This window comes from Paenibacillus hunanensis, from assembly GCF_014645615.1.
Taxonomy (GTDB): Bacteria; Bacillota; Bacilli; order Paenibacillales; family Paenibacillaceae; genus Saccharibacillus; species Saccharibacillus hunanensis.
This window is the reverse complement of the sequence record NZ_BMMB01000001.1, coordinates 85855-109953: the sequence shown is the minus strand read 5'-3', so window position 1 is coordinate 109953 and position 24099 is coordinate 85855. Positions and strand designations below refer to the sequence as shown.

Below are 24099 nucleotides of genomic sequence, written 5' to 3'. Positions count from 1 at the left end.
TGTCAAAAAGCAGCCGTTCGTATCCGCTCATAGCGGAACAAAGCGACTGCTTGTTTGCTTGTTTATTTTGATACATAGCGCCACAAGATGATCGATGCCAGCGTCATCCACGCCCCTCAAGTTTCACTGCTCCAATCCAGACGCTGACTCGGATGCTCCGGCAAGCGTGCAGCGATAAGCTGCTGTACAGCCGGATGTGGCGAACTCATCAGTGCAGCTGCCGAATCAGCAGTGCATACAATCTGTCCCTTATCCATCACCAGCATGCGGTCGCTAATCGTTAATGCAGCCTGAATATGATGCGTAATAAATAGATAGGACATTCCATAATCAGCACGTAGCTGAGATAGTAGCGTTAGAATTTGCGTCTGGTTCACCATATCCAGACTGCTAATCGCTTCATCCAGCACGATCAGCTTCGGACGCAGAGCGATTGCTCGTGCGATATTGATCCGTTGTAGCTGTCCACCACTAAACGCTGCTGGGCGCTTATCCGCATCAGACGCTTGCAGGCCCACCTGCTCCAGCAGCTCAGCAACGCGGCGCTTCTGCTCCAGTGCACTCAATCGCTCATAGTTACGCAACGGCTCGCCGATAATCTGGCCTGCACTCATAAGCGGATTCACTGCCGAATAGCAGTCCTGAAATACCGCCTGCACCTCGCGCCGCATGTGATGCCGTGCGCGCCGATCACGAGCATACCAATCCTGACCAGCAAAGGAAACCCGTCCAGCAGTTGGACGCTGTAAGCCAAGAATGATTTTGCCCAGCGTGCTCTTGCCTGTACCACTCACACCAAGCAAGCCCAGACACATGCCCGGCTCCAGCGTGAAGGAAATGTCCTGTAGCACCGGAATAGCTGGCTTACGCCATAGCCTTCCACCCGCTGCATAGCTATGACTCACCTGCGATACATCAAGCATCCCGTCTCCCTCCCTGCTCCTGCTCCTGCTCCTGCTCCTGCTCCTGCTCCTGCTCCAAAGGATGATACGCCGTCATACGAGAATCCAGCAATAGCCGTGTGTACTCATGCTGTGGGTCGTCGAATAGCTGATGCACACTGCCCTGCTCTACAATCCGTCCATGACGCATCACCGCGACATCATCTGCCATCTGAGCAATCACACCCAGATCATGCGATACGAGCAGAATCGCAGTTCCACATTCTCGCCGCAGTCGATCCAGCGCACGTAGCACCTGTAACTGACTGACCAGATCAAGTGCGGTAGTCGGCTCATCTGCAATCAGTAGCTTCGGCTTCAAGCACATCGATAGCGCAATCATAATCCGCTGTAGCATCCCTCCACTAAGCTGAAATGGATACTGTCTCAGCAATCGCTGCGGATGCGGTAAACCCATATTGTCCAGCCCTTCAACGGCTATACGAAGCGCCTGCCGCCGTGACAGAGTCCCATCGTGCGTGCGCAATGTCTGTACAAATTGCGTTCCGATCGTATGCAGTGGCATGAACGCATTCATCGGATTTTGCAAAATCGTACCGATCTGCGCCCCACGCACGCGCCGCATCTGACGCTCTGAATAGTTCGTCAGCTCCTGCCCTTGCAAACGCACCTGTCCTGATCGCTGCATCTGCGTCCGATGTAGCAGCCCGAGGATCGCGTGGCAGGTGAGTGACTTGCCACTGCCACTCTCGCCGACAATACCAAGCACTCGTCCCGCTTCCAGCCGCAGATGAATGCCTTGCAGCAAATCGAGCTTACCGGATGCCGTACGACATTGAACTGCAAGGTCTACCGTTTCAAGCAGAGGATTAGCCTGCACAATGATTGCACCTGTCATGTGTAACTCCTTTCCAGCGATTAGCATCGTTCGATTCCATATTTGGTAGATAACGCTTCACCTAGTAGATTAAATAGGACAACAACGATTAAAATGAGCAGCCCCGGATAGATCATCAGCTCTGGATGACTGCGAATATACGCCGTTCCCTCATGAATCATCGCTCCCCATTCTGCCTGTGGCGGCTGTACGCCAAGACCGAGAAAGGACAATGCCGAGATATCCATAATCGCCCAGCCCATTTCCAGTGTACCGACGACCAGAATCGGTCGCTGCACATTCGGAATGATATGCGTGCGAATAATACTCCATGTCGATGAACCGCTAATGCGTGCCGCCGCGATAAAGCTCTGCTGCTTCAAGCTCACGACCATATTGCGGCAAATGCGCGCATACGCTACCCACTGCACCAGCAGCAGGGCGAGCAGAATCTGCAATAAGCCGGGGCCAAATATACCGACCACTCCAAGCACCAGCACCAGATGTGGAAATGCCATCACCCCTTCACAGAAGCGCATCAGCACACTATCTATCCAGCCACCTACATAGCCAGCAATCGCACCTACGATCAAGCCAACCCCGACCGATACGATAAAAATAACAAGCGCAAAGCCCAGCGATACCTGTGATCCATACAATAAACGGGATAATGTATCTCTGCCCAGATGATCCGTACCGAGCCAGTGCGCTGTCGAAGGTGCCTCCAGCTTATGCAGCAGATCAACCTTCACCGGATCATGCGGTGCCAGCCACGGCGCTAGCAAAGCTGCCGCAAATAACAGCACAAGCAGCAGTGTACAGATACGAATGGTGATGTTTTCATAGCTTGCGAACGTCCATTTTTCTCTCACTGCTCCGTCTGTCCCTTCAAAGAAATTCGTGGATCCATCCATAGCTGGATGAGATCAACCAGCAGATTACAAATAATAAATAGGCATGCCGCCAGCAGCACGTAGCACTGGATAACGGGAATATCCCGATTGAAGATCGCTTCCACAAAATAACGCCCCAGACCTGGCCACGAAAATACCTGCTCCACGATAATCGTTCCTGTCAGCAATCGCCCTACATTCATACCAATGCTGCTAATCAGCGGCATCAGTGCCATTTTCAGTACATGTCTCAGCATAATCGTGCGCTCGTGCAAGCCGCGCATTCGTCCGTATTGAACATACGTTGCCTGCATCTGATCCAGCATGCTAGCACGCAACAAGCGTGTATACAATGCGATCAATACGAGCGATAGCGTGATCGTCGGCAGCACCAGATTCGTCCAATCGCCGCGTCCTTCAACCGGAAGCCAATCCAGCTTGACAGCAAAAAAGAAGATCAGCAGATAGCCGAGCCAGAATTGCGGAATTGATGCACCCAGATAGGCAATGATACGGCTGAGCATATCGATCCAGCCATTCCGATATACTGCCGCAGCAATGCCGAGCGGCACACTAACGACAATCGAGAGTAAAATGCTGGATAACGCCAGCTCCGCCGTTGCTGGAAAGCGAGATACAATTTCCTCCCACACGGGCTGATTCGTCAAATATGATGTACCAAAATCAAGCTGAACCAGTCGTCCTAGCGTGTGCACATACTGCACAATGAGAGGCTGATCCAATCCAAATTCATGCCGCTTTTGAGCTAGCACTTCTTCGGTCGGATAAATATGCGCGGCAGTTAAATACGCCTCTGCTGGATCAACCGGAGAAATATGAATAAGTGCAAACGTCACCAGTGTCGCAAGTAAAACAATCGGTACGACTGCTAGCAAGCGTCTGCCAATATATCCGATCATGGGTGCTTTTCCCTCCTGTCCTTTGCCATCTGCACGTTCTATAGTAAGGGGATCACGGACGCGATACACGGCAGTCAAGCATGGACAAGCCAGCAGCATTACGGTGTGAACCCGATGCTCCTAACTTGCCACCATGCCTGCCGCCGTGTGATGTACAAGTATAATTTCCTAATCGCTCGTCATAACCAGTAGAACAAGCTCCATCGCTTTATGGCTGACTCAATGTGATACCGAAGAATGCATTTTCGTCGCGGTTCGCTGGGAAAGCGAAGGAAGCGATATTTTTATGATAAACAGCTGTCTTTTTCACATATGAAATCGGTACAATCGCAGACTGCTCGTTTAATGTGCTCAGGATCGAGTGATACAGCTCCTGACGCTTCGTTTCATCCGTGGAGGACAATGCTTCACGAATCTGCTGATCCAGTGCTGCTTTGTTCGGTACAGCACTGAGTGTCTCGGCAATACCAAAGCCTTTTTTAGCGACAACGTTAATGAACGAATGTGGATCATAAGGAGCGCCGTAGTTGTACCAGAAGTACAGGTCGAAGTCGTTTGCCTTGAGGCGCTTGATCTGTACAGTCAGCTCCAGCCCCGTCAGATTCACCTTCACGCCGATTGCGCTCCACTCCGCTTGAATCGTCTCTGCCATCGCCTTTTGAATCGGATCGGTTTTGTCGTAAATCAATTCCAATTCCAGCGGCTGCCCATCCTTCTCACGTACTGTGCCGCCTGCTGGTAGCTTCCAGCCTGCTTCATCCAGCAGTGCCTGAGCATGCTGTACATTGTACGTATTGCCTGCTGTCTCGATATCCACATTTGTATACGGATAGTTTTTCGACAGGATCGTATCGGCTGGCTCCTCCAGACCGGAGGTAATGCCTTCTACCATTGCTTGCTTGTTAAAGCCCTGCTGTAATGCCTGGCGTACGCGTATATCTGCCAGCTTCGGATTGGATGAGTTAAGCAGCAAGCTGCGTGTACCGACCGGGTCAGACAGCTTGGTTACATAATCTTTATTGTCACGCAGCTGCTTGAACGCATCCAGACTGATTACACCCTCACCATAGATCAGATCCAGCTCACCCTTTTCAAATGCGGCTACGCGTGTCTCTGCATCAGGGATAATCTTGACGGTTACCTGATCGAGTGCTGGAGCTTTACCCCAGTAATGAGGGTTGCGCTTGAACACTGCATATTCATCCTGCTTGTAATCTGCCAGCACCCATGCGCCAGTTCCGACAGGCTCCTTGATCCCTGTTGCTGTGTCGCCATTATTCGGGAATCCGGCTGCGCCCAGGAAACGGAATGGACGTACAACCGACAGATCCTGCAATGCCGGGTAATACGGCTCAGTCAGTGTCATGCGGAAGGTTAGATCGTTAACCGCTTCGGTTTTGGCGATCACACCGACCAGACCGAGCCAGCTATGTGTATCCTTATGCAGCATTACAGCATCAAAGTTCTTTTTCACAATGGCTGCATTAAAAGCACTACCGTCAGAGAATTTCACATTCGGACGTAGCTTGAACGTGTATACCTTGCCATCCTTGGAGATCGTCCATGACTCGGCAAGTGCGGGTTCCAGCTTGCCGTTTTCACCATAGTGTACGAGCGGATCATATAGCATCGACTGCGCAAATAGCTGCGATGGATTATATGTATGTGGATTCATGACGCCAACATCGCGTGGCCATGACATCGTAATCGAACGAATGGATGGATCTTTGGCAGTACCTGCTGCCGATGACTCTGGATTGCTTCCGCAGCCCGCCAGAATAGCTACTAGAGCGAGCGACATAGTAAGCAAAAGCATAGAGGAACGTTTGAAGCGAAGTAACATAATGGTCTAACCCCTTCTCTATTCTATTGATAACGATTATCATCTTCATTTAATAAGAATAGGTAGCGCTTAACCATTTGTCAACTAAATTGTTACAGGAAGTAAATGAGTTTAACTATAGCTTTCAAATATGGGATTTTGTATGTAATAAATGGAAAGAAAAGACAAGGAACTTATCTAATTTGTGCTGCATTTTATAGTAGAAATAGGCGGAACGCACAGGGGAAGAGCGCATACAACCTAAGCGTTTATTCTTACTATAGATTTTCTGCTACTCTCACTTGATCCATGTTTTAACATTAAAAAGCCTGACCTGTGCAATAGCAGCAGGGCAGGCTTTTGAGTATTTTCGAGTATAGAAAATAGATTCGATTCGCTAGCTCGAATTACGTTCAGCTATAGGCGTGCTTCTGAGCTACTGTTACATTCGGCACGATTATACATAGTACCTTTATATAGGGTGCATTTACGTGAACCACCTCTACACCTCATACATCCAGAATTACTACTTTAATTGTAGCCTTTTCTACTCCAAATGGATTGCTGCGGCGAGAGCCATCCTACCTACTCCTACCCCATATCCCAACAGTGAACTAAACGTGCTCCTGACCTGCCAGCGCTACAAGTGCTGCAATAGCTGCGTCCATCTCACGCTGTACAGCATCCGCTACAGCTGTCGTATGCGGGTCATATTCAGCTGCCAGATCGGCATCCGCATACCCATCAATTGCCACGATCGCGCCTGCACGCACGCCGCGCAGTGAAGCGATAATGTACAGCGCAGAGATTTCCATCTCGACTGCAAGTGCGCCAGCCTGCTTGAACTTACGATGCGGGAATTCCTCTACTCCATTGAAGAATACATCCAGCGTCACCGTGATGCCCTTGCTCACGATTCCATCGCCCTGACGTGCCGCATGATACAGCGCCTCGGTTACCGCGCTATCTGCAACAGCCGGGAACGTCTCTGGCACAAGCTGACGTGTCAGACCATCTGTACGCACCGCTGCGGTACTCACGATTAGACTACCTGCTGGATGATCCGCAGAATACGAGCCAGCCGTCCCCACTCGAATCAGCGTCTTCACCCCTGCACGGATTAGCTCCTCAAAGCATACCGCAGCGCCAGGCGAGCCTACACCGTGACTCACCACAGCAATCGCTACGCCACCCTTTGTACCGACAAAGCTGCGATATTCGCGGCTAAAAGCAAGCTCACGCGGCTGATCCAGCTTGGCAGCTATCGCAGCTGCGCGCTTGGGATCACCACATACAATCGCGTATTCTGGAATATCCTCACTATTCACTTGCAAAATCGGCATTAGCATCGCTCAATCATACTCCTTTTTCGTCCATTCATCTTCCGGGATCGGCAGCGCCTCACCGGAGAAACGTTCCTCACGAAACGGATCGGCTACGTTATGGAAGCCATTTTGCTCCCAGAAGCCCGGACGATCCGCTGTCATAAACTCAAGCCCTTCGATCCACTTCGCACTTTTCCAGAAGTACAGATGCGGCACGACCAGACGCAGCGGCCAGCCGTGCTTCGGCGTTAGTGGCTTTCCATCATAATGATAGGCGAGCAGCACATGATCTCCCATTAGATCCGCTAGCGGTACATTGGTCTCGTAAGCATTGCCGCCATGCACCATCACATGCGTCGCTTCAGGCTGAACATGAATTCCCAGCTGCTCCAGCAGATCGCGAAAGCGAACGCCTTCCCAGCGCGTATCGAACTTTGACCAGCGCGTTACACAGTGAATATCATCGGTAATCTCGACTCGTGGCAAGTCCATGATCTGCTCAAACGAAATGTCTTGCTCCTGCTCCACCGCTCCGAAAATGCGCAATCGCCATGTGTTCAGATCAATCTCTGGCACATCGCCCTCATGCAAAATCGGAAACTTATCCGTCAAAAACTGCCCCGGTGGCAGCCTTTTCGCCTGCTCTGCTGACAGATTGTGAGCAAGCGGCGTTTTGGAGGCTTTGATTCGGTCTGCCTTTTTACTGCTGCCTGTCATGCCTTTCCCCTCCCCTGTAATCACCTGATGTATAGCTCTATTGTATACTGCATTTTATTACAAAAGAATCGGATCATCTGATCGTGGACTAACGCTCGGATGTATAGATCAACGTGAGCTACCGTTCGCACGCTGTGCATCCTTGAGATAGCTGCGATCCTTGAAAAAGAACATTGCTGCCAGCGTCATAATATAAGGTAGCATCTGGGTAAACTGAGCTGGAAGCGCAAAGCCCTGCAAGCGAATGCTGAACGCATCCATCAAGCCAAACAGCAGACTGGATGCGACTACACCAAGCGGATTCGACTGACCGAGCATCGTCGCTACGAGTGCGATAAAGCCCCGCCCTGCGGTCATCCCCTCGGTGAACATCGTCACCTGACCGAGCGATAGCTGCGCACCTGCCAGTCCGCATAGCGCACCGGACACGAGCACCGCACCATATTGAATACGCCGTACCGGAATACCCAGACTTTGTGCAGCAACCGGATTCTCGCCAGCGGCACGCAGACGGAAGCCGCTCACCGTTTTGAACAGATACACCCACATAAGAATAGCCGCCGCGAAGGCTGCATACACAAGTGGCGAATGACCGGATACGATGCCGCCCAGCACCGGAATATCCTTAATGAGCGGAATGTCCCAGCGCGGCAAGCCCTGCATATTTTTATCATAATAAGCGCCCTTCACATCGAAGATCGCACGCAGACAGAAGGTCGTTAAGCCCGCCGCCAGAAAGTTAAGCGAGATCCCGACGACAATTACATTAGCCCTTAGATTAATACTCACATACGCAAACAATAACGAAAATAGCATCACACAAATAACCGCAAACAGCACCGCCAGCCACACATTACCAAGCAAATGATTACCTAGAATCGCGGAAAAGGCACCGACCAGCACCAGTCCCTCCAGACCGACATTGAACAGCCCGACCCGTGCGCAGATCGCACCGCCCAGCGCCGCTAACAGAATGGGCGTCAAAATACGCAGGGTGGAGTTAAACAGCGAGATATCAAACAGCTGATCCATTATTTTTACGCTCCTTTCTGCGTTTGAGGAACAGATAACCAAAGCGTGCCGATACAAATAGCGTAAGTGTCGCCTGAATGACGCTAGCTACCTCCAACGGCACATTTGTATTCCGCTCCACGCCCATCGCGCCTGTTTGCAGTGCGGCTAGTAAAATACCAGCAACCGCTGTTCCAATCGGATGCGAGGAAGCAAGCAGCGTCGCCATAATGCCACTCCAGCCATAATCGGCTGACGTAAGCGCTCCGTCCAGATAACGGTGCTGTGTACCAAGCACCTCGCCTGCTCCAGCCAATCCAGCCAGCGCACCGCTTGTCAGCATCGCTACGACCATCATCCGTCCACGTTTCACCCCACCATAAGCGGCAAAGAATGGATTATTACCCAGCATCCGAATCTCATAGCCTGCAACCGAATGATGGATGAAAATGTAGATCGCAACCGCTGCCAGCACCGCTAGAATAAAGCCTGCATGCAGACTCATACCGGAAAATAGCTTCGGTAGCCACACATCCGCTTCCAGCATCGGTGTCTGTGACATCGCCGCTGAGCCTGTGCGATCCTTGAGTGGAAATGACACCATATAGCCAGCGAACAGGGAAGCGATATAATTGAGCAGCAAGGTGGAGATCAGCAGATTCACACCGAAGCGTGCATCCATATACCCTGCAAATAACGACCACAAGCCGCCTACAACCATCCCAACCAGCAGTGCCATGATCATGACCAGCCAGCCCGGGCCGGGCATATATAGACCGGTAATTGCCGCGGCAAGACCACCCAGCACCATCTGTCCGGTCGCTCCCATATTAAAAAAGCCCGCTCGAAACGCCAGCGCCACACCGAGTCCAGTCAAAATAATCGGTGTTGCTCGTGTTAACGTATTGGTCAGAAAATAAAAGCTTCCAAAGGCGCCATTCCACATCTCGCGATACGTATCGACAACCGAATCACCGATGAGCAGAATCGCCACCGCTCCAGCGATCAGCCCGATCAGAACCGCAACGACGGGCTGTAGCATCCCTAGCAGTGTACGTTTAATTACATTCATGATTGCCTTTTCCCTCCTGCCATCAGCAGACTGATCTGCTCCTCGGTTGCCTGCTCTGCGGTCAGTTCACCTGCAATGCGACCTTCATACATGACCAGAATCCGGTCAGATAACTTTAAAATTTCCGTTAATTCTGAGGAAACAAGTAGAATCCCATCGCCACCACGGCAACGCTCCAGCAGCTCCCCATGAATCAGCTCCATCGCACCCACATCGACACCACGCGTGGGCTCCGCCGCAATCAGAAAAGGCTGCTGCTGTGCGAACTCGCGCGCTGCGATCAGCTTTTGCAAATTACCACCTGACAGAAATTGTGCCTGTGTATCCAGTGATCCTGTCTTAATCGCAAAGCGCTGTACCCATTCATTCATCACCTTACGCAATGAGGAACGATCAATCAGACCACGCTTGCGAAAGCGTTGCTGATGTCCCATTAATCCGTTATCCAGCACAGTCGCGTCCCGGGAAGCGCCCCATAGATATCGATCCTCTGGAATATGTGCCAGTCCCTGCTCACGAATCTGACGTACAGGCGCACCCGTTACATCGGCACCATTTAGCTCTACCGTTCCACGATCTGGCTGTCGTAAGCCTGAAATCACCTGCAATAGCTCAGATTGTCCATTACCAGAAATGCCAGCAATACCGACAATCTCACCGCGGCGTACCGATAGCGATACATCATCCAGCAGCGGCTTACTGCCTTTGCCACCTGCCAGCTTGATCGCCTGTATATCCAGCACCTTTTCGCCAGGCTCACGAGCGGCGCGACTCATCTGGACAAGCTCACGCCCCACCATCAGGCGCGAGATTTGCTCCTCATCGGTATCATTTGCCGCCATCTGTCCGGTAATGACACCATCGCGTAGCACTGTAATCCGATCTGCTGCCTCCATCACCTCATGCAGCTTATGCGTGATCAAAATAAAGCTTTTCCCCTGCGCTGCTAGCCCCTTGATCGCGGCGAGCAGCTCCTTCACCTCACCCGGCGTGAGTACACCTGTCGGCTCATCGAGAATAATTACGTCAGCACCCTGATACAGCACCTTTAGAATCTCCGTCCGCTGCTGAATACCGAGCGGACAATCGCCTGCCTTTTTCCACGGATCAATCGGCATGCCGTACCGCTCGCCCAGTTCACGTACCTTGTCTGCCGCGGATTGTCGATCGAAAAAAGCTCCCTTTTTCGGTTCGCCACCAATCACGATATTTTCTGCCAGAGTAAAGCTTGGAAATAGCATAAAATGCTGATGCACCATCCCGATGCCATGCCGGATCGCCTGGGACGGATCGTGAAAATGAACCTCTTTGCCATTCACAAGAATACGCCCAGCGGTGGGCTGCTCCATACCATACAGCATACGCATCATAGTCGTCTTGCCTGCTCCATTTTCCCCGACAAGCGCATGAATCTCACCCTTACGCACATCAAAATGAATATCGTGATTGGCGGTAAAATCGCCGTATTTTTTTGTAATGCCCTGCATTTCTAGCAAAACGGTCATCTGCTTGTTCCCTCCTGTTGCCCGAATCATCCCTACAGATAGAACAAAACCGGCTGCTCGGTGAAGCAGCCGGTTTCGTCAACTTGCCGTGCTAATATCGTATTCATATGGAGGATGAAGGTGATCATCCTGTCGATTAGAGAGATTAAGATAAGACACCAATATAGATGAAGCGTATTATTGCTCTAACGGATTTTTCACAACGATTTTGCCAGAAACGATGTCGTCCTTGATCTGCTTCAGCTTTGTGATATTCGCCTCACCGATAAATGGGCTCAGCTTGGATTCACTATCCTTCGTAACAAATGTAAGACCTACGCCATCTTCCTTCAGACCGTAGTTGGCGGTGCCGAATTTGAAGCTGCCATTAACGAAGTCCTTCACTGTCTCATACGCTACCGCGTCGGTTCCTTTGAGTTGAGACAGCACGATATGATCGGGATCTTCTACTGTACGATCCGTATCCTGACCGGAGGTGTACAGGTTTTTCTCCTTCGCAGCTTCGAACACACCGAGATCACTTGTTGCCGATGCACCTGCGACAAAGTCAGCGCCCTGACCGTATTGCACCAGTGCAAGCTCCTTCGCTTTTGCTGGGTCGTTGAAGCTTCCCACATAGCCGATCAGGAATTTGGCCTTCGGATTGACCGATTCCAATCCCTGCTTGAAGCCTTCGCTATACTTTTTCAGCAGTGGTACATCCTGAGCTGCGACCATGCCGACTACATTCGTTTTTGTCGCCAGACCTGCGGCTGCACCGAGCAGATACGATGCTTCATATTCACGGAAGCCGACACTGCGCACATTTGGCAGATCGACTGTGGTGTCGATAATGGCAAACGATTTGTCTGGATTCTCCTGAGCAACCTGCTTCAATACATCCTCTGCCTGGAATGTCGCTGTAATGATCAGATCATAGTTCTCCGCAACCGTTGCACGCATATTTTGTTCAAACGCAGTAGGGTCGGACGATTGGATCGTTTTTGTCTCTACTCCAAACTCCTTCCCTGCCTTTTGAAACCCTTCATCCATCTGTACAAAAAACTGATTCACTCCGATTTCCTCTGGAAGCACAAGTGCAATTCTCTTCTTTGCGGTGCCGCTTTCACTGCCTGAAGCCGATTGTTCGGATTTAGAACCGCCTGATGCACATGCAGACAGCATTGCAACAAGCAATACCGAAACAATGACGAACGAAAAACGTTTCAACATGCGTTTTTATTCCCCTTTTGTTTCAAATTTTCAGTTCATTTTCAATAATGCTAATGGAATTTGTCGCCTTTTGTCAAATAGTTTTTTGCAATATGTCTTATAGGGTAAGGTTTGGCGGTATGCACTGTGACGTGGGAATGGGTAGTTTGTTGAAGTTTGTGCATTGGGAGTGTTATTGAATTTAGTGGGATGGTTGAACGTATGGGTGGTTTGTAGTTTGGATTTTTTATAGTTGGTGGAGTGGGGATTGCGTTTTGGGATGAGGATGGTGGTGTTCTTACAGCTGGTGAAGGGGAGCAGCAATCACTCCGGCAAGGAATAAGGGAACGGACTCAGGTGGAGCCGCGGGAATCTACTGGATTAGGATAGAATGTAGATTCCCGCCCCTCCAAAATCGTCCTTTTCCCTTATTTCCTTGCCTCCGTTCCGTGCATCTTGCTTCACTTATGATTGTAGAGCTATTAAGTATAAATTCTTTGAATGGTTCAACTTCTTTAAATCTTTCTATTTACTTTATCTCCGTTTTGTCTATATTCTGTACCTTTTACTGCTTAACTCTGCTTGGATAGCTTCTTTTGAACGCTCTCATTTTCATAACCCATTTATCCTCATCTAAATGACTACATTTATCAATTTAGATCGAAGCAATATAGAACTTTAATCGGATTAAAATTTATCATTTCAAACGAAATCTTAAATTCAATATCTCCTATTCTCATTATGCTCTTATCGAACTAATTTCTAGTGCCGTATTACGAAATTATTTAGCATTCTTTAAAAAATCACTTGCAGCTTACTCCAGTTCCTTACATTCCCCTTGTGCTTCAATATTTTCATATAAACTTCGACAAGGAACTAATTCGTATACTATGTAAGATAAAAAGCCCCATTTCTCCTGATCGCAGAGAAATAGGGCTGTTCTTGTTCACTTTTTACTACTCATTTCAAACCTGATGTTATTGCAGATTTGTACGATCTGCACGATTTGCATTTTATTTCACAGTTGTACTTTATTTCGGGCCTGCGTTGTTCTGAACGGTGCCGGGTACGCTGCCTGCGTCGTCTACGGTGTAGCTGTATGGGAACGAGGTGCCTGGGAAGGCTGCGCCCTGGGCGTTGGTTCCGGTGGTTTGGTTGTAGACGTTTTTGCGTTCGTAGAATTTGTAGCCGTCGGAGCTATTGTCCAGACCGACCTGATGGCTATTGTTCGTACGGTAGAAGTAGTTGCCTTCTGAGAAAATGTTGCCGCCGCTACCGATTTGGGCTGCGTTGTATTGCTCTTGTGGGAAGCCTTTAGAGTTTTTGCCGCTTGGCTGAGTGCTGTTATCAAAGTAGTTATTGTACATATGCACATAGCCGCGCAGCAGTGGGCGACCCTTCATATTTGGCCCGAACCAGTTGTGGTGCAGGGTGACGTGTAATTTGCCACCACCATATTGATAGGAATCGTTTTTGTTAGATCCGATAATCATCGCGAGGCGCTCGGAAGCGAGATCCTGATTGGTGCCGACCCAGTTCCACAGTGGATTCGGGTTCATATTCAGCCAGCTATCGGTAAAGTAGAAATGGCTATTCGATACGGTCGCATAATCCGAGCCCTGTGAGATCAGGAACAGATCATCGCTGATGTTGTACATGGTCACATGATCGACGAGGATATTACTCGTGCGGCGGAAGGATACGCCAAGATAGTTGGTGCCGATGCCGCCAGGCTGGGTATCTGCACCGGATAGATTTTGCAGGTCTTTGATATTGCCGTAAAAGGTAATATTTTTGACGACTACATTTTCGATGTTCGTACCGGCAGGCAGCAGCTCGCCACTGAATTTAATCTGGATATTTTGCAGCACGGCTCCACCACCTGGTGCGCCCTCAATGGTTGTATTGTTCCACTGTGTGCTGGCAAAGGTAAAGGTCTTGGGCTTCGTACCCCCGTAAATATTGCCCTTGATCACAATATGATGCTTACCTGCATTAAACGCATTTTCCAGCTCTTGCAGGTTCGTTACCGTCACTGCGGCTTCATTGGAGCCATTGGTCGTCGCATAGCCACCTGTCGAGGCAGCATGGGCTTCATGTGTACCCGGGCCTGTCCACACGAGCGCAGACATTAGCGCTGTACTGAGCAGTACCAGCTTGATCGGGGATGGAGCTTTGCGTGGAGATTTAGAAAAATGAATCATCAATATTCCTCCTTTATTTTTGCACACGTTAACATTAAGTTGTAAATCGTTTAGCTGTTTTAAATACGAACTCGCCACGGTGCTATCTTTTCATGGTGTTCACATCAGCATCAGCCATCATCGATATTCATCTAAACAGGATGTATTCCACAACCTATCCACAAATTGTGCCCATATCAGTTACAGATAAACAATACAAAAGCCTATGTATTCTCCCTGTCCCCTTCCTGTATGGAAAATAATGACTATCAATAACTACATATCCAATTATAGATTTATATGCACATTTATTCTATATAAATAGACCGATATACAATATGAAGTGAATATCATACGAATATGCTATGATTCATTTCGTTGATCCAGCGTCTGTTCTGAATCCGCTTACAAAAGATAAACCTCGCTAACTACCGCCATAGCTTTACTTCTCCCTCTGCACACTCATTTTACATACTATTAAATTCCCTTTCTAATAGCGATCACTCATCTGCATATTAGCATACGCTAATCCCTATAAAGTATAAAAATACAGATATTGCTATTCACCTATCAACGAAGTATCTAAATAATACAAAAAAATAGAGCAGCTCGTCTGCGGCAGCTCCTCTGAATCGTATATCTTTTCAGAAGAACTACAGCAGTCTGCTGCTCCCTGCACTTACTCTTGCTATCCTGCTACTTACGATTTCGTTACTTTCTATCCCATTACTTACGATCTCGTTACCTACTATGACAATACGTGCTGCACCGTCTACCTATTGCTCCAGCAGACTGTACATCAGCGTCACCGATCATGTTCAAAAGTGAAAGCCAACGCGTCCCTCACTGTTATGCAGCCATACACCCTTGCGGCTCTTATCCAGCTCACCGCGCAGACCTTGAATGACCTCATGCATATCCAGCTTGCCTTCTTCATGCCAGCGCAGGGCAGCTGATACGTACAGCTCGCCAAGCTGAGCAAAAGTAAAACCTTCGGTCAGACGTGCCGCTTCAACCACTGTATCCTCACCTGCAAATTCATGCAGACGCTTACGGCGGAAGTATTCCAGGCGCAGTTCTTCATCTGGCAAAGTAATCTCATAAGCCCGATCAAAGCGTCCCGCACGATTCATCAAGCCTGGATCGATCTTCTCTGGATAGTTGGTCGTACCGATCAGGAAGATCCCTTCCTTCGATGTCGCGCCATCCAGTGTATTCAGGAAGAAGGAGCGTGCTTCCGCTGGCATCGAATCGATATCCTCGATCACGAGCACCATCGGCATCATGCGTCCAGCCGCCTCGAATACCTCCTCGATCGACTCACTGCTCGTATATTCCGTAATCTGCCAGTACGCTACTGGCCCCGGCACGCTACCTGCAATCGATTTGACCAGTGTCGTTTTCCCGTTACCCGGATGACCGTACAGCAGAATGCCGCGCTTGTACGGAATATCGTATTTAAGGTAAAAGCTACGATCCTCTTCAAAGAAGCGATCCAGCGAACGGTAAATGTCCTGCTTGATGCTCGCTGGCATAATCACATCATCACGTGATACCGCGCGGCTTACTGGCTCAAGCTGACGATTAATACCATGACGTCCATCGGTGAATACAGTCACCTTACGCAGACTTTGCTCACGCTGGCGTACACGCACATCGGCGAGAAACGCAAGCAGTGCTTCATCATTAATCGCAAATACAAAGTCTTCATTTCCAATACCGTGCTCGCGGAATACAGGCATACGTGCCAGTGCAATGCCTGCTTTAGGGTAAACGAACACATTGTTTTTGATCGAGCGATGCACATCAAAGTCCGGCTCTGGCTTATCACCATCATATTCAAATGTCCATTCTTCCAGTCGATCATAGATGCGAGTCACATGCTCCACATCAGGGGATGCCTGACGCAGGTCTTCCTCCAGCAAGGTCCAATACTCCACATTCGGGTCCTCGCTCGCATACAAATGATAGGGAACGCCGTAGCGCTCCAGCAGCCGCTGCTCGATTCTTGCAATGATGCGTGCATAATCGGCATAACGTGATGGCTGCTGTGAATTGTTCTCATCGTATATGATGATTGCGTCGTTCTGCACAGGGGCAGGATCGCGCATTGTGTCTTTACTGGTACGGTAAATAGAATCCAAACCGTTACCCTCCTTTGTGAATTAAATGATTTCATATCCATTCCAACGTATGTGTAACCATGTAGACAACAAACGGTTATCGTAACTGTGTATCGCCACTGTCTCCTTGCAGGGCGTGATTGAAATGAGCGGCATCGTCCAGCCTATAGAATGGAAGCGGTGCTAGACTGCGACCGATGCCGCTATGACAATGTTTAAACGGTACGATTTAATTATACGCCTTTGTCAGGCAAACATGTACTGATGCGAAGTAAAGCGACAGATCAGTTCGTTCCCTTGATCGCTGCCAGTGGCTGACAACGAGCGACGACAGAGGCGAGTCCGGCTCCAGTCACACTTTCAATAATCTGATCCACATCCTTGTAAGCCTGTGGCGATTCATCCAGTATGCTTTCCAGTGAACGCTGGTTCACCACAATCTCGTCGTCTGTGCCAACCTTGAGCGAGCTAGCGAATTCGTCTACTTTGACCAGACGCTTGGTTGCGGAGCGTGAACGTATACGTCCCGCTCCGTGACAGATCGAATAGTAGTTCGACTCTCCGCCAGGCTGACCGACCATAATATACGATGAAGTGCCCATCGAGCCTGGAATGAGCGCCGGATGACCGGTTTCCATATAAGGCTTCGGATTGCCGGGATGCCCTGCTGGCAGCGCGCGTGTTGCTCCTTTGCGGTGAACGAACATCGCTTCCTCGCCGCTGTATTCAGACCAGGCATAATTATGCATCAGATCGTACAATGTGCGCAGCTCGCACTGATTACCAAACACATCGCGGAACGCCTCTCGAATCGCAAAGGCGATCAGATGACGATTCACTGTTGCATAATTAAGTGCCGAATACATCAGATTCACATAATGCTTGGCTTCTGGATGCGATAAGGGCAGGAAGGCAAGCCGTGGATCGGCTGTACCGAGTCCTAAGCGTTGCATGGCCGCCAGCATCGCCGGATTGCTATCCTGACTAATGGCACCGCCCCATGAGCGCGAGCCAGAATGGATCATCACGACAACTTGTCCATCATACATGCCCCATGCTTCGGCAATAGCGCGATTCTCCTCGGCAATCTCCAGTGCTTGAATTTCAGCAAAATGGTTACCGCCACCAAGCGTACCCAGCTGGCGATGACCACGATGCCATGCACGATCCTGCACCCCATTCAGCACATTTTCGTCAAATTGAAAACGGCTTTCCTCCACATGGGTTAAGGATGTCGCGCGCTTCGGTGTGTAGCTGTCCGGTACATATTTGCCCGGCAGTCCTTTCAGTCCATTACGCACTACATGCTCCAGACGCAGATCGGCAAAATGTCCACGTTGCTGGGAGTCCATCGGCAAATACTTCTCAATCGTACGCACCAGCTTGCGGCGCAGCTTCACCTCGCGCAGATCATCACGGTGCAAATTGGTCAGATGTACACGCATCCCACAGCCGATATCGCTACCGACGATGGAGGGGGATACGATTCCGTCGTCGTTGCCCCATACGGCAGTCGTACCGATACATGTACCAACCCCCACATGAACATCAGGCGTATAGCCCATATAGCGAATGCCGGGAATTTGCAGATTGTTATTGGCCATTTCAAATACTTTATAATCCAGTCCAGCAAATAGCTCTGGATTAGCATACACATTCAAGTCACCGGCAGGTAGCCGTACCTGATGAATATAAGAATCGTTGTTTGTTATCATAAAGGTTTATCCTCTTTTCTATACGTATCATCATCGGGCGTTGCCCATACGCTATGCAGTGTCGCACGAAATAGCTCATCCAGCTGATGATCGGCAATTCCCGTGCTTACTGGCATCTCTGTGGCACATCGCTCCATCTCGTTAATCATCTGGTCGATAAATTGCCGCACACGCGGCAGACTTGCTTCGACTCCATGTAGATGACCGCTACGCTTGCGCTGTAGCAGCTCATTCACATCATTTCTCAATGCTTCATCATGAAGCCCATACTGAATCAGCGTGTCCATCGCTAGCGGCGGAAAGGTACGATTGTCATGAATCCAGCTACATGCGAGTAGCGGACGCAGCACGTACATATACTTTTTAATGCGTACCTGCTCGCCTTGCAGATAGCTACGGAAATTACTTTTTGCCATGCTCAAGTAATGATACATGCATACCTTCGGGGAGAAGGCTTGCTCGCTCCACGCATGAAGCTGTGCGCTCCACTGGTCATGCTCCATATACACCATATCCGAGCTTAACCATTCCAGTATGGACGGATTGGAGCGGCGAAACAGATTCAGCGCCTTCACCATATCCCAGCCATTCAGATCCAGTCCTGTATCAATTGGCTGCTCGATCACATCGCGGCGCGTAAATATCGACAGATACCATTCCGGGCGATGCACATAGATAAAGCGCACATCATAATCACTATCCGGCGCATCGCCTCCCCATGCACGGCTACCGGCTTCACATGCGTATAGCACACGCACATCCTCGCGTACCTCAATGTCACGAAGCTGATCTATGATTCGTTGCTGCATGGTAGCGTCGATCGCTCTCATGTTCACCACTCCTTTCTTTGTATTCCTATGATGCGTATTGCTAAAATCAAGCATACTAACCAGCTCATCTTGGCTGCGAAGCTGCACGAATTCCTGTCTATTGATCATTTGCTTTGTAAATATCTAGCGTCTACTTCGTTTATATCTAGAATCCAATTCTTGTCTATTCATCGTCTGCGTTATATTCCGTTATCGTTCTGATTTCAACAAAAAAAGCCGCAATCCCTCCTACGGGCTGCGGCTTGATGGTCGTTGCTCTATCTCTATCGTAGCGAGAAAAGAGGCGATCCGTTAGCTGAATACAACTGTAATTTTCAATACTACACCGAAGGATATAGCTGGAGCGAGGGCGTCGCATAGAGCCTGTCGTATAGCGGTAACGATAGCATGGCATTCGCTGATCGTTATGTCGCTGATCATGGCGTGAAGTACGGCTGGAGTGCGTTAACACTGTACCTACGTTCACACAATCGATTCCGATCACATCCTATATGATCGATACGCTGTTACTCGTATTGCTCTTTTTGCCCATAAAAATAATCAGGTGCAATGGCTCACCTGATCCTCGCATGGTATGGCTATAAACCATACCCGTCAAGCTATAACTTCGATACACTGAAGATTATGTCGTCCGTTGGAGGCTAGAAAATATTGAACAGGAATATGCAGTTGTCAAATGGCAAGCTTGACTATCGTTGTGCTGATTGTCCGTTATTGGACGATCAGAATGCTGAATGTAACTCGTGGTCGTATCCCAGGTCATATCTTCCAACCTCCCCTCATATAAAATGTACCTCCATCATAACGACTTATTTTTCCAATTGTCAAATCAGAATAATAAAAAAAGGACTTTAGTCCTGAATTTCGTGTATAGTAATACTGAATGTAGCAAGCTATCTTTTTGTATGACATTTGTTCTAAATAACCAGTATTTCATATTCTATTCATCTTCTTTTGCTAGACTGTTTCACTGGTGCAAGGTTGTCTTTATTGATAAACAGATCGAGGTGAATCCATGACAAAAGAGCGAATTAACGAATGGTCGCTGCTGCGGGGCTTATGCTTTCTCGCTGTCGTCATGCAGCACAGCATTGGAGAATATATTTATCGCAGTGATATTATGCCAGCAGATTCGATTATGCTGGGGATGCTGTATCACTTTACGCGCTTTGGGACGCTGACATTTGTATTTTTGGCAGGAGCGATTTTATTTTATCAGTATGGCGGGGGCAGATCGTATCGCCCTGTGCTATGGAAACGAATCGGTGATATTTATGTTCCCTTTGTCGTCTGGACGATCATTTACTGGTTGACGGTGCGATTGAGCAATCATCAGCCGCTATTTTCTAAAGAAAGCGTATCGTCATTTTTCCAGCAGCTTATTGTTCCGACGAACGGCTATCATCTATGGTTCGTCATTATGATTTTTCAATTTTATATGCTATTTCCGGCGTTTCGCTGGCTGGCTCGTCAATTCCGTACGCATGTGTTACAGCAGCATTCACCAGAGGAACAACGTAAACGTATCGTCTGGATGCTAATTGTGATAGCTGTCGCTTACGGCTGGCTTATGTGGCTCTGTTATTATGTATTTCCATTCTGGGACGCAGGTGGAATATTGCAAACGCTGCTGAATTATCGTACTAGCGAATTTGGCTTTTATTTCTTTTACTTTATACTCGGTGCGGTCTGTGGCTCTGCGATTCAGACATGGCGCGAGACGATTCTACGTCTGCTGCCGTGGACGACGCTCGTGTTTCTGGGCATGTATATCTGGCTCGGCTATGATCTGCTACAACACTCGAACGATGCGATCGATCTGAATGTATCGACCTATCTGAAGCCAACAACATTCGTACTCGTCGTATCTCAAATGCTGCTTATGTACGGTCTGGCAATCCTGCTGTCTCGCCAGCAGCATGCGATTACACGCTTCCTGCAATGGTGTGGACGCTATTCATTTGGTGGATATCTGTCTCATGCGCTGCTTCTAGCAGCTGTCGCCTCGTGGACACGTAAGCTGGTGCTGACGGATCTGCATTTACTGACTACTGTTCTGACGTTTGCTATTGTCGCTCCAGCGGCGATTGCTCTGACCAGCCTGTTATCCCGTCTGCCAGGTGGGCAATGGCTGACTGGCTCTGCGGGTAAACGTAAAAAGTCCAAGTCTACTCAAAGCACTTCACCGCGTAGCGTGTTAGGTGCGAAGTGATGATCGTTGACATAGCTTGAAGTGATAATCGTTGACGATGTGAGCTTATGGCAATACGATCGTTCGCTCTAGCTGTCCGATCGTAAAGTGTGATCAATGCAAGCACAGGAAAATAAGGCTATTCATCTTGATGATAGATGGTACTATCCTGTGCTACACAACTGTATTCCATGCAAAAGACCCGATATCCGTTCCTCTCATGACAGAGAGATGGAGATATCGGGTCTTTTTTTTAGGCTTCTGTGCTTCTGTTCTTATGAACAGAATAGCTTATCGCAGGACTTGCCTGTAGTCTGGCTGGATTCGCATCGAGACTACTATCATAACCACCTACATCGGCAGACGAACAGAGAACTCTGTCCATTGCTCGTCGCTTTCCACCATGATGATCCCACGGTGCTTTTTCAATATTTTCGTTACAATCGCCAGCCCCAGACCGGAGTTTTTCCGGTTCAATGGCTTGGTGCTAAAGCCCGCTTCGAAAATCTGCTGCTTGAGCTTTTCGGGAATCGGGTTGCCATTATTGCCGACAGTAAAGGTCAATTGCTCACCGCGAATCTGTCCGGTCACACGAACTAGCTTGTCAGGGTTTTCTGTTTCGAGCACGGCATCAAAGGCGTTATCGATCAGATTGCTGACAATTTTGACGAGCTCGGTTGATTTGACTGTTCCGAACTGTACTGACTTGAGATTAGCAATCTCGTATTCAAACTTGATTTTGCGATCATATGCCTGTGTCATTTTCGCCTGAATAAGCGCAGACATCGCTGGCAGATTGATATTAATGATCTGGTTCATCGCAATCGATTCACCGACCAGCTCTGCGGTATAGGCGGATAGATCATCATACTTTTTCATTTTGACGAGCAGCTGAATCGTATTCACATGGTTATTAAAATCATGTCGCTGCTCCTTGATCGAGTTAAACAGGGCATCGATATTTTCCAGATACACGTTTTGTACACTTTGTGCTACCGCTTCCGTACGGCGATTCAGCATTGCAATCACACCAAGCACAAGCGCGATAATGACCATTGTACAGAGCAGAATCGTGAGCGAGATCAGAATCAGCTGCTCGTTCAATCGCTGCTGTACCTCGGTCAGATCCGAGACGATCATCATGATCGCTGGATAGGTGAGTTCTACTGAAATGAACGTTTTGAGCACCTGCTTGTTATTATACGTCTCGGTTACTGAGATGAGCTGATTCGTCCGGTTCACCTGACGTACATTGTCCAGATCGGTGCCATTTTTGTAGGAATAGTCATTATTCAGCGTCTGATTCTCGTCATACCAGATCACACCACGCGAATTGTATTGCTTCGCCTGATCCAGGAAGATCGGTGGATTGAAAATAGAGATGCCGAGCGTCTGGCGATTCGTTTCGCCATGCAAAATCTCGCGAATAACCGCTTCAACACCTGTATCCTGACGGTACTGTCGAACGGATTCGTCATCCATATACACGCTAATGACATAATCGGTTGTTCCATCGTAATAAAAGCCTAGCTTTTCACTGATAGCGGAAGCATCATCATCGGAAGCGACCAGCGGTGCGCCCCAGAAGTTAGGCAGCTTTTGCCCGAGCTCTACATTCGGCTCCTGTTTGCGCAGCAATTGCTTAACTGCCTTGAGCCAATCATTACGCCAGTTGCTCCAGCGGTTCAGATCATCCGGATCAGAGGAACGAACAGCGACCACCTTGTCCCCTTGCTGCTGGAACAGCGTGATACGGTCAACACCAATCTTTTTACCAAGACTGGCCAGCTGGTCATTCGTAATCGGTGACAAACGGCTTCCAAGCGTCGATTGTACCGCCTGTGCAGCCATACGTAAGTTTTCACCATTAAGGTTCTCCACAAACTCTTCCCCACTCTGGGACAGCTTGATCGAGGATCGAATCTGCTCGGCGATGACACGCATATTTTGCTCCTGTACAGCAATCAATGCACTGCGTGTCGAAAAGTAATAGGTCGTATTAACGATTAGCAATACAACAGCCATAATAACCAGTATATAGACAGTTACCGGGATCGGTTTGGGCAACAGGCTCTTGCGCTGTTTCATATTAGCAGTCTTACCCCCATTTATATCAGCACTTGAAAATGAATATGCGACGATAGGAAACCATGTCTGGCGTTCGTATTTATGCATGGATAGATAAGTGCGTTAACCATTTTATCGACAAAGTTCGATGCTATTCTTCGATCATACCATGAACTTTGTCCCACTACATCGGATTTCCAAAAAATAATGCGATTAAATCCTCGCTTCTATTAATTTCTGGAAAAGATGCCTAATATTTATTGTAACCGAGGTGGCTAAATAAATCCATAAAGAAAGACTCCGTTTGCACAATGAACATGCATGCCGGAGTCTTGAAACCGCTTATTGACGCACGAATAGGCTTCAATAAGCTTAACATACAGATGGCTTTACTACAGTCGCTTATGTATTCAAAAGAGCACGTACAGTAAAACAACATCTGCATTCACGCTATTTCACTATTCTGTTATTCGCTCGGCACGCCACTCCAGGTACTGATTTTCCAGCATTTCCAGTGTACGCTTTGTATGCTGCTGGCGCTCAGGAAGCCAGACGAGTGAGTCGTCATCCTCGAAAATTGTCCACAGATCGGAAAACAGATGCTCTTGCAATGGAACAGGCTGACCCTGTAATCTGCCTTCTGCCCAGACGAGCCCTGCTGTCGTTCGGATCACAATCCTCATCCCATCCATCGTACGTGCCTTCTGTCCAAGCTGGATTACCGCCAGCAGCTGTGCAAGCGTATGCCACATCAT

Annotated in this window: 18 protein-coding genes; 1 reads left to right on the top strand and 17 read right to left on the bottom strand. The window is 48.8% G+C overall.

Going from position 1 to position 24099, the window contains the following annotated elements; all coding sequences use genetic code 11:
* Positions 1–116: 116 nt before the first annotated feature.
* The 15 genes from nikE to IEX62_RS00365 all read right to left on the bottom strand — a co-directional run bounded on the left by nikE (position 117) and on the right by IEX62_RS00365 (position 19086).
* Positions 117–923, bottom strand: coding sequence for a nickel import ATP-binding protein NikE (gene nikE, locus IEX62_RS00435; RefSeq protein WP_188773448.1), 807 nt, complete (start codon positions 921–923; stop codon positions 117–119).
* Complete coding sequence (locus IEX62_RS00430) at positions 916–1800, bottom strand: ABC transporter ATP-binding protein (protein ID WP_188773447.1); 885 nt, start codon at positions 1798–1800, stop codon at positions 916–918. Before IEX62_RS00430 ends, nikE begins: the two co-directional genes overlap by 8 nt.
* 20 nt (positions 1801–1820) lie before the next feature.
* Positions 1821–2615 carry a nickel ABC transporter permease subunit NikC gene (gene nikC, locus IEX62_RS00425; RefSeq protein WP_373289080.1) on the bottom strand — a complete coding sequence of 265 codons (795 nt, stop codon included), beginning with the start codon at positions 2613–2615 and terminating at the stop codon, positions 1821–1823.
* Positions 2616–2647: 32 nt separating this feature from the next.
* The gene (gene nikB, locus IEX62_RS00420) at positions 2648–3592 is read right to left on the bottom strand and encodes a nickel ABC transporter permease subunit NikB (RefSeq protein WP_188773445.1); all 945 of its coding nucleotides are present in this window, start codon (positions 3590–3592) and stop codon (positions 2648–2650) included.
* A gap of 208 nt (positions 3593–3800) precedes the next feature.
* The gene (gene nikA, locus IEX62_RS00415) at positions 3801–5435 is read right to left on the bottom strand and encodes a nickel ABC transporter substrate-binding protein (protein ID WP_188773444.1); all 1635 of its coding nucleotides are present in this window, start codon (positions 5433–5435) and stop codon (positions 3801–3803) included.
* A gap of 593 nt (positions 5436–6028) precedes the next feature.
* Positions 6029–6763 (bottom strand): nucleoside phosphorylase, encoded by a 735-nt coding sequence (locus tag IEX62_RS00410; protein WP_188773443.1) that lies wholly within the window; start codon positions 6761–6763, stop codon positions 6029–6031.
* A 3-nt stretch (positions 6764–6766) separates the two neighbouring features.
* Positions 6767–7456, bottom strand: coding sequence for a sulfite oxidase-like oxidoreductase (locus tag IEX62_RS00405; RefSeq protein ID WP_188773442.1), 690 nt, complete (start codon positions 7454–7456; stop codon positions 6767–6769).
* Positions 7457–7564: 108 nt separating this feature from the next.
* The gene (locus tag IEX62_RS00400) at positions 7565–8488 is read right to left on the bottom strand and encodes an ABC transporter permease (RefSeq protein ID WP_188773441.1); all 924 of its coding nucleotides are present in this window, start codon (positions 8486–8488) and stop codon (positions 7565–7567) included.
* On the bottom strand, positions 8472–9539 hold the full coding sequence (locus IEX62_RS00395) for an ABC transporter permease (RefSeq protein ID WP_188773440.1): 1068 nt from the start codon (positions 9537–9539) through the stop codon (positions 8472–8474). Before IEX62_RS00395 ends, IEX62_RS00400 begins: the two co-directional genes overlap by 17 nt.
* A complete protein-coding gene (locus IEX62_RS00390; RefSeq protein ID WP_188773439.1) occupies positions 9536–11044 on the bottom strand; it encodes an ABC transporter ATP-binding protein in 1509 nt (502 codons plus the stop codon). The genes IEX62_RS00395 and IEX62_RS00390 overlap by 4 nt, the downstream gene beginning before the upstream one ends.
* Before the next feature lie 177 nt (positions 11045–11221).
* Positions 11222–12256, bottom strand: coding sequence for a BMP family protein (locus IEX62_RS00385; RefSeq protein ID WP_188773438.1), 1035 nt, complete (start codon positions 12254–12256; stop codon positions 11222–11224).
* A 1010-nt stretch (positions 12257–13266) separates the two neighbouring features.
* Positions 13267–14439, bottom strand: coding sequence for a pectate lyase family protein (locus IEX62_RS00380; RefSeq protein WP_229685532.1), 1173 nt, complete (start codon positions 14437–14439; stop codon positions 13267–13269).
* A 797-nt stretch (positions 14440–15236) separates the two neighbouring features.
* Positions 15237–16529, bottom strand: a complete 1293-nt coding sequence (locus IEX62_RS00375; RefSeq protein ID WP_188774002.1) for an AAA family ATPase — start codon at positions 16527–16529, stop codon at positions 15237–15239.
* Between the two features lie 296 nt (positions 16530–16825).
* Positions 16826–18256 (bottom strand): RtcB family protein, encoded by a 1431-nt coding sequence (locus IEX62_RS00370; protein WP_188773437.1) that lies wholly within the window; start codon positions 18254–18256, stop codon positions 16826–16828.
* Positions 18253–19086, bottom strand: a complete 834-nt coding sequence (locus tag IEX62_RS00365) for a nucleotidyltransferase domain-containing protein (RefSeq protein WP_188773436.1) — start codon at positions 19084–19086, stop codon at positions 18253–18255. Before IEX62_RS00365 ends, IEX62_RS00370 begins: the two co-directional genes overlap by 4 nt.
* Positions 19087–20101: 1015 nt before the next feature.
* Between IEX62_RS00365 and IEX62_RS00360 the strand changes: the two genes are divergently transcribed.
* Positions 20102–21298: an acyltransferase gene (locus tag IEX62_RS00360; RefSeq protein WP_188773435.1), complete on the top strand. Its 1197-nt coding sequence runs from the start codon at positions 20102–20104 to the stop codon at positions 21296–21298.
* Positions 21299–21628: 330 nt separating this feature from the next.
* Here the strand turns inward: IEX62_RS00360 and IEX62_RS00355 are convergent, their stop codons facing one another.
* Both IEX62_RS00355 and IEX62_RS00350 read right to left on the bottom strand, forming a co-directional pair.
* Positions 21629–23365, bottom strand: coding sequence for a sensor histidine kinase (locus IEX62_RS00355; protein ID WP_188773434.1), 1737 nt, complete (start codon positions 23363–23365; stop codon positions 21629–21631).
* Between the two features lie 437 nt (positions 23366–23802).
* Positions 23803–24099 carry a hypothetical protein gene (locus tag IEX62_RS00350; RefSeq protein ID WP_188773433.1) on the bottom strand — a complete coding sequence of 99 codons (297 nt, stop codon included), beginning with the start codon at positions 24097–24099 and terminating at the stop codon, positions 23803–23805.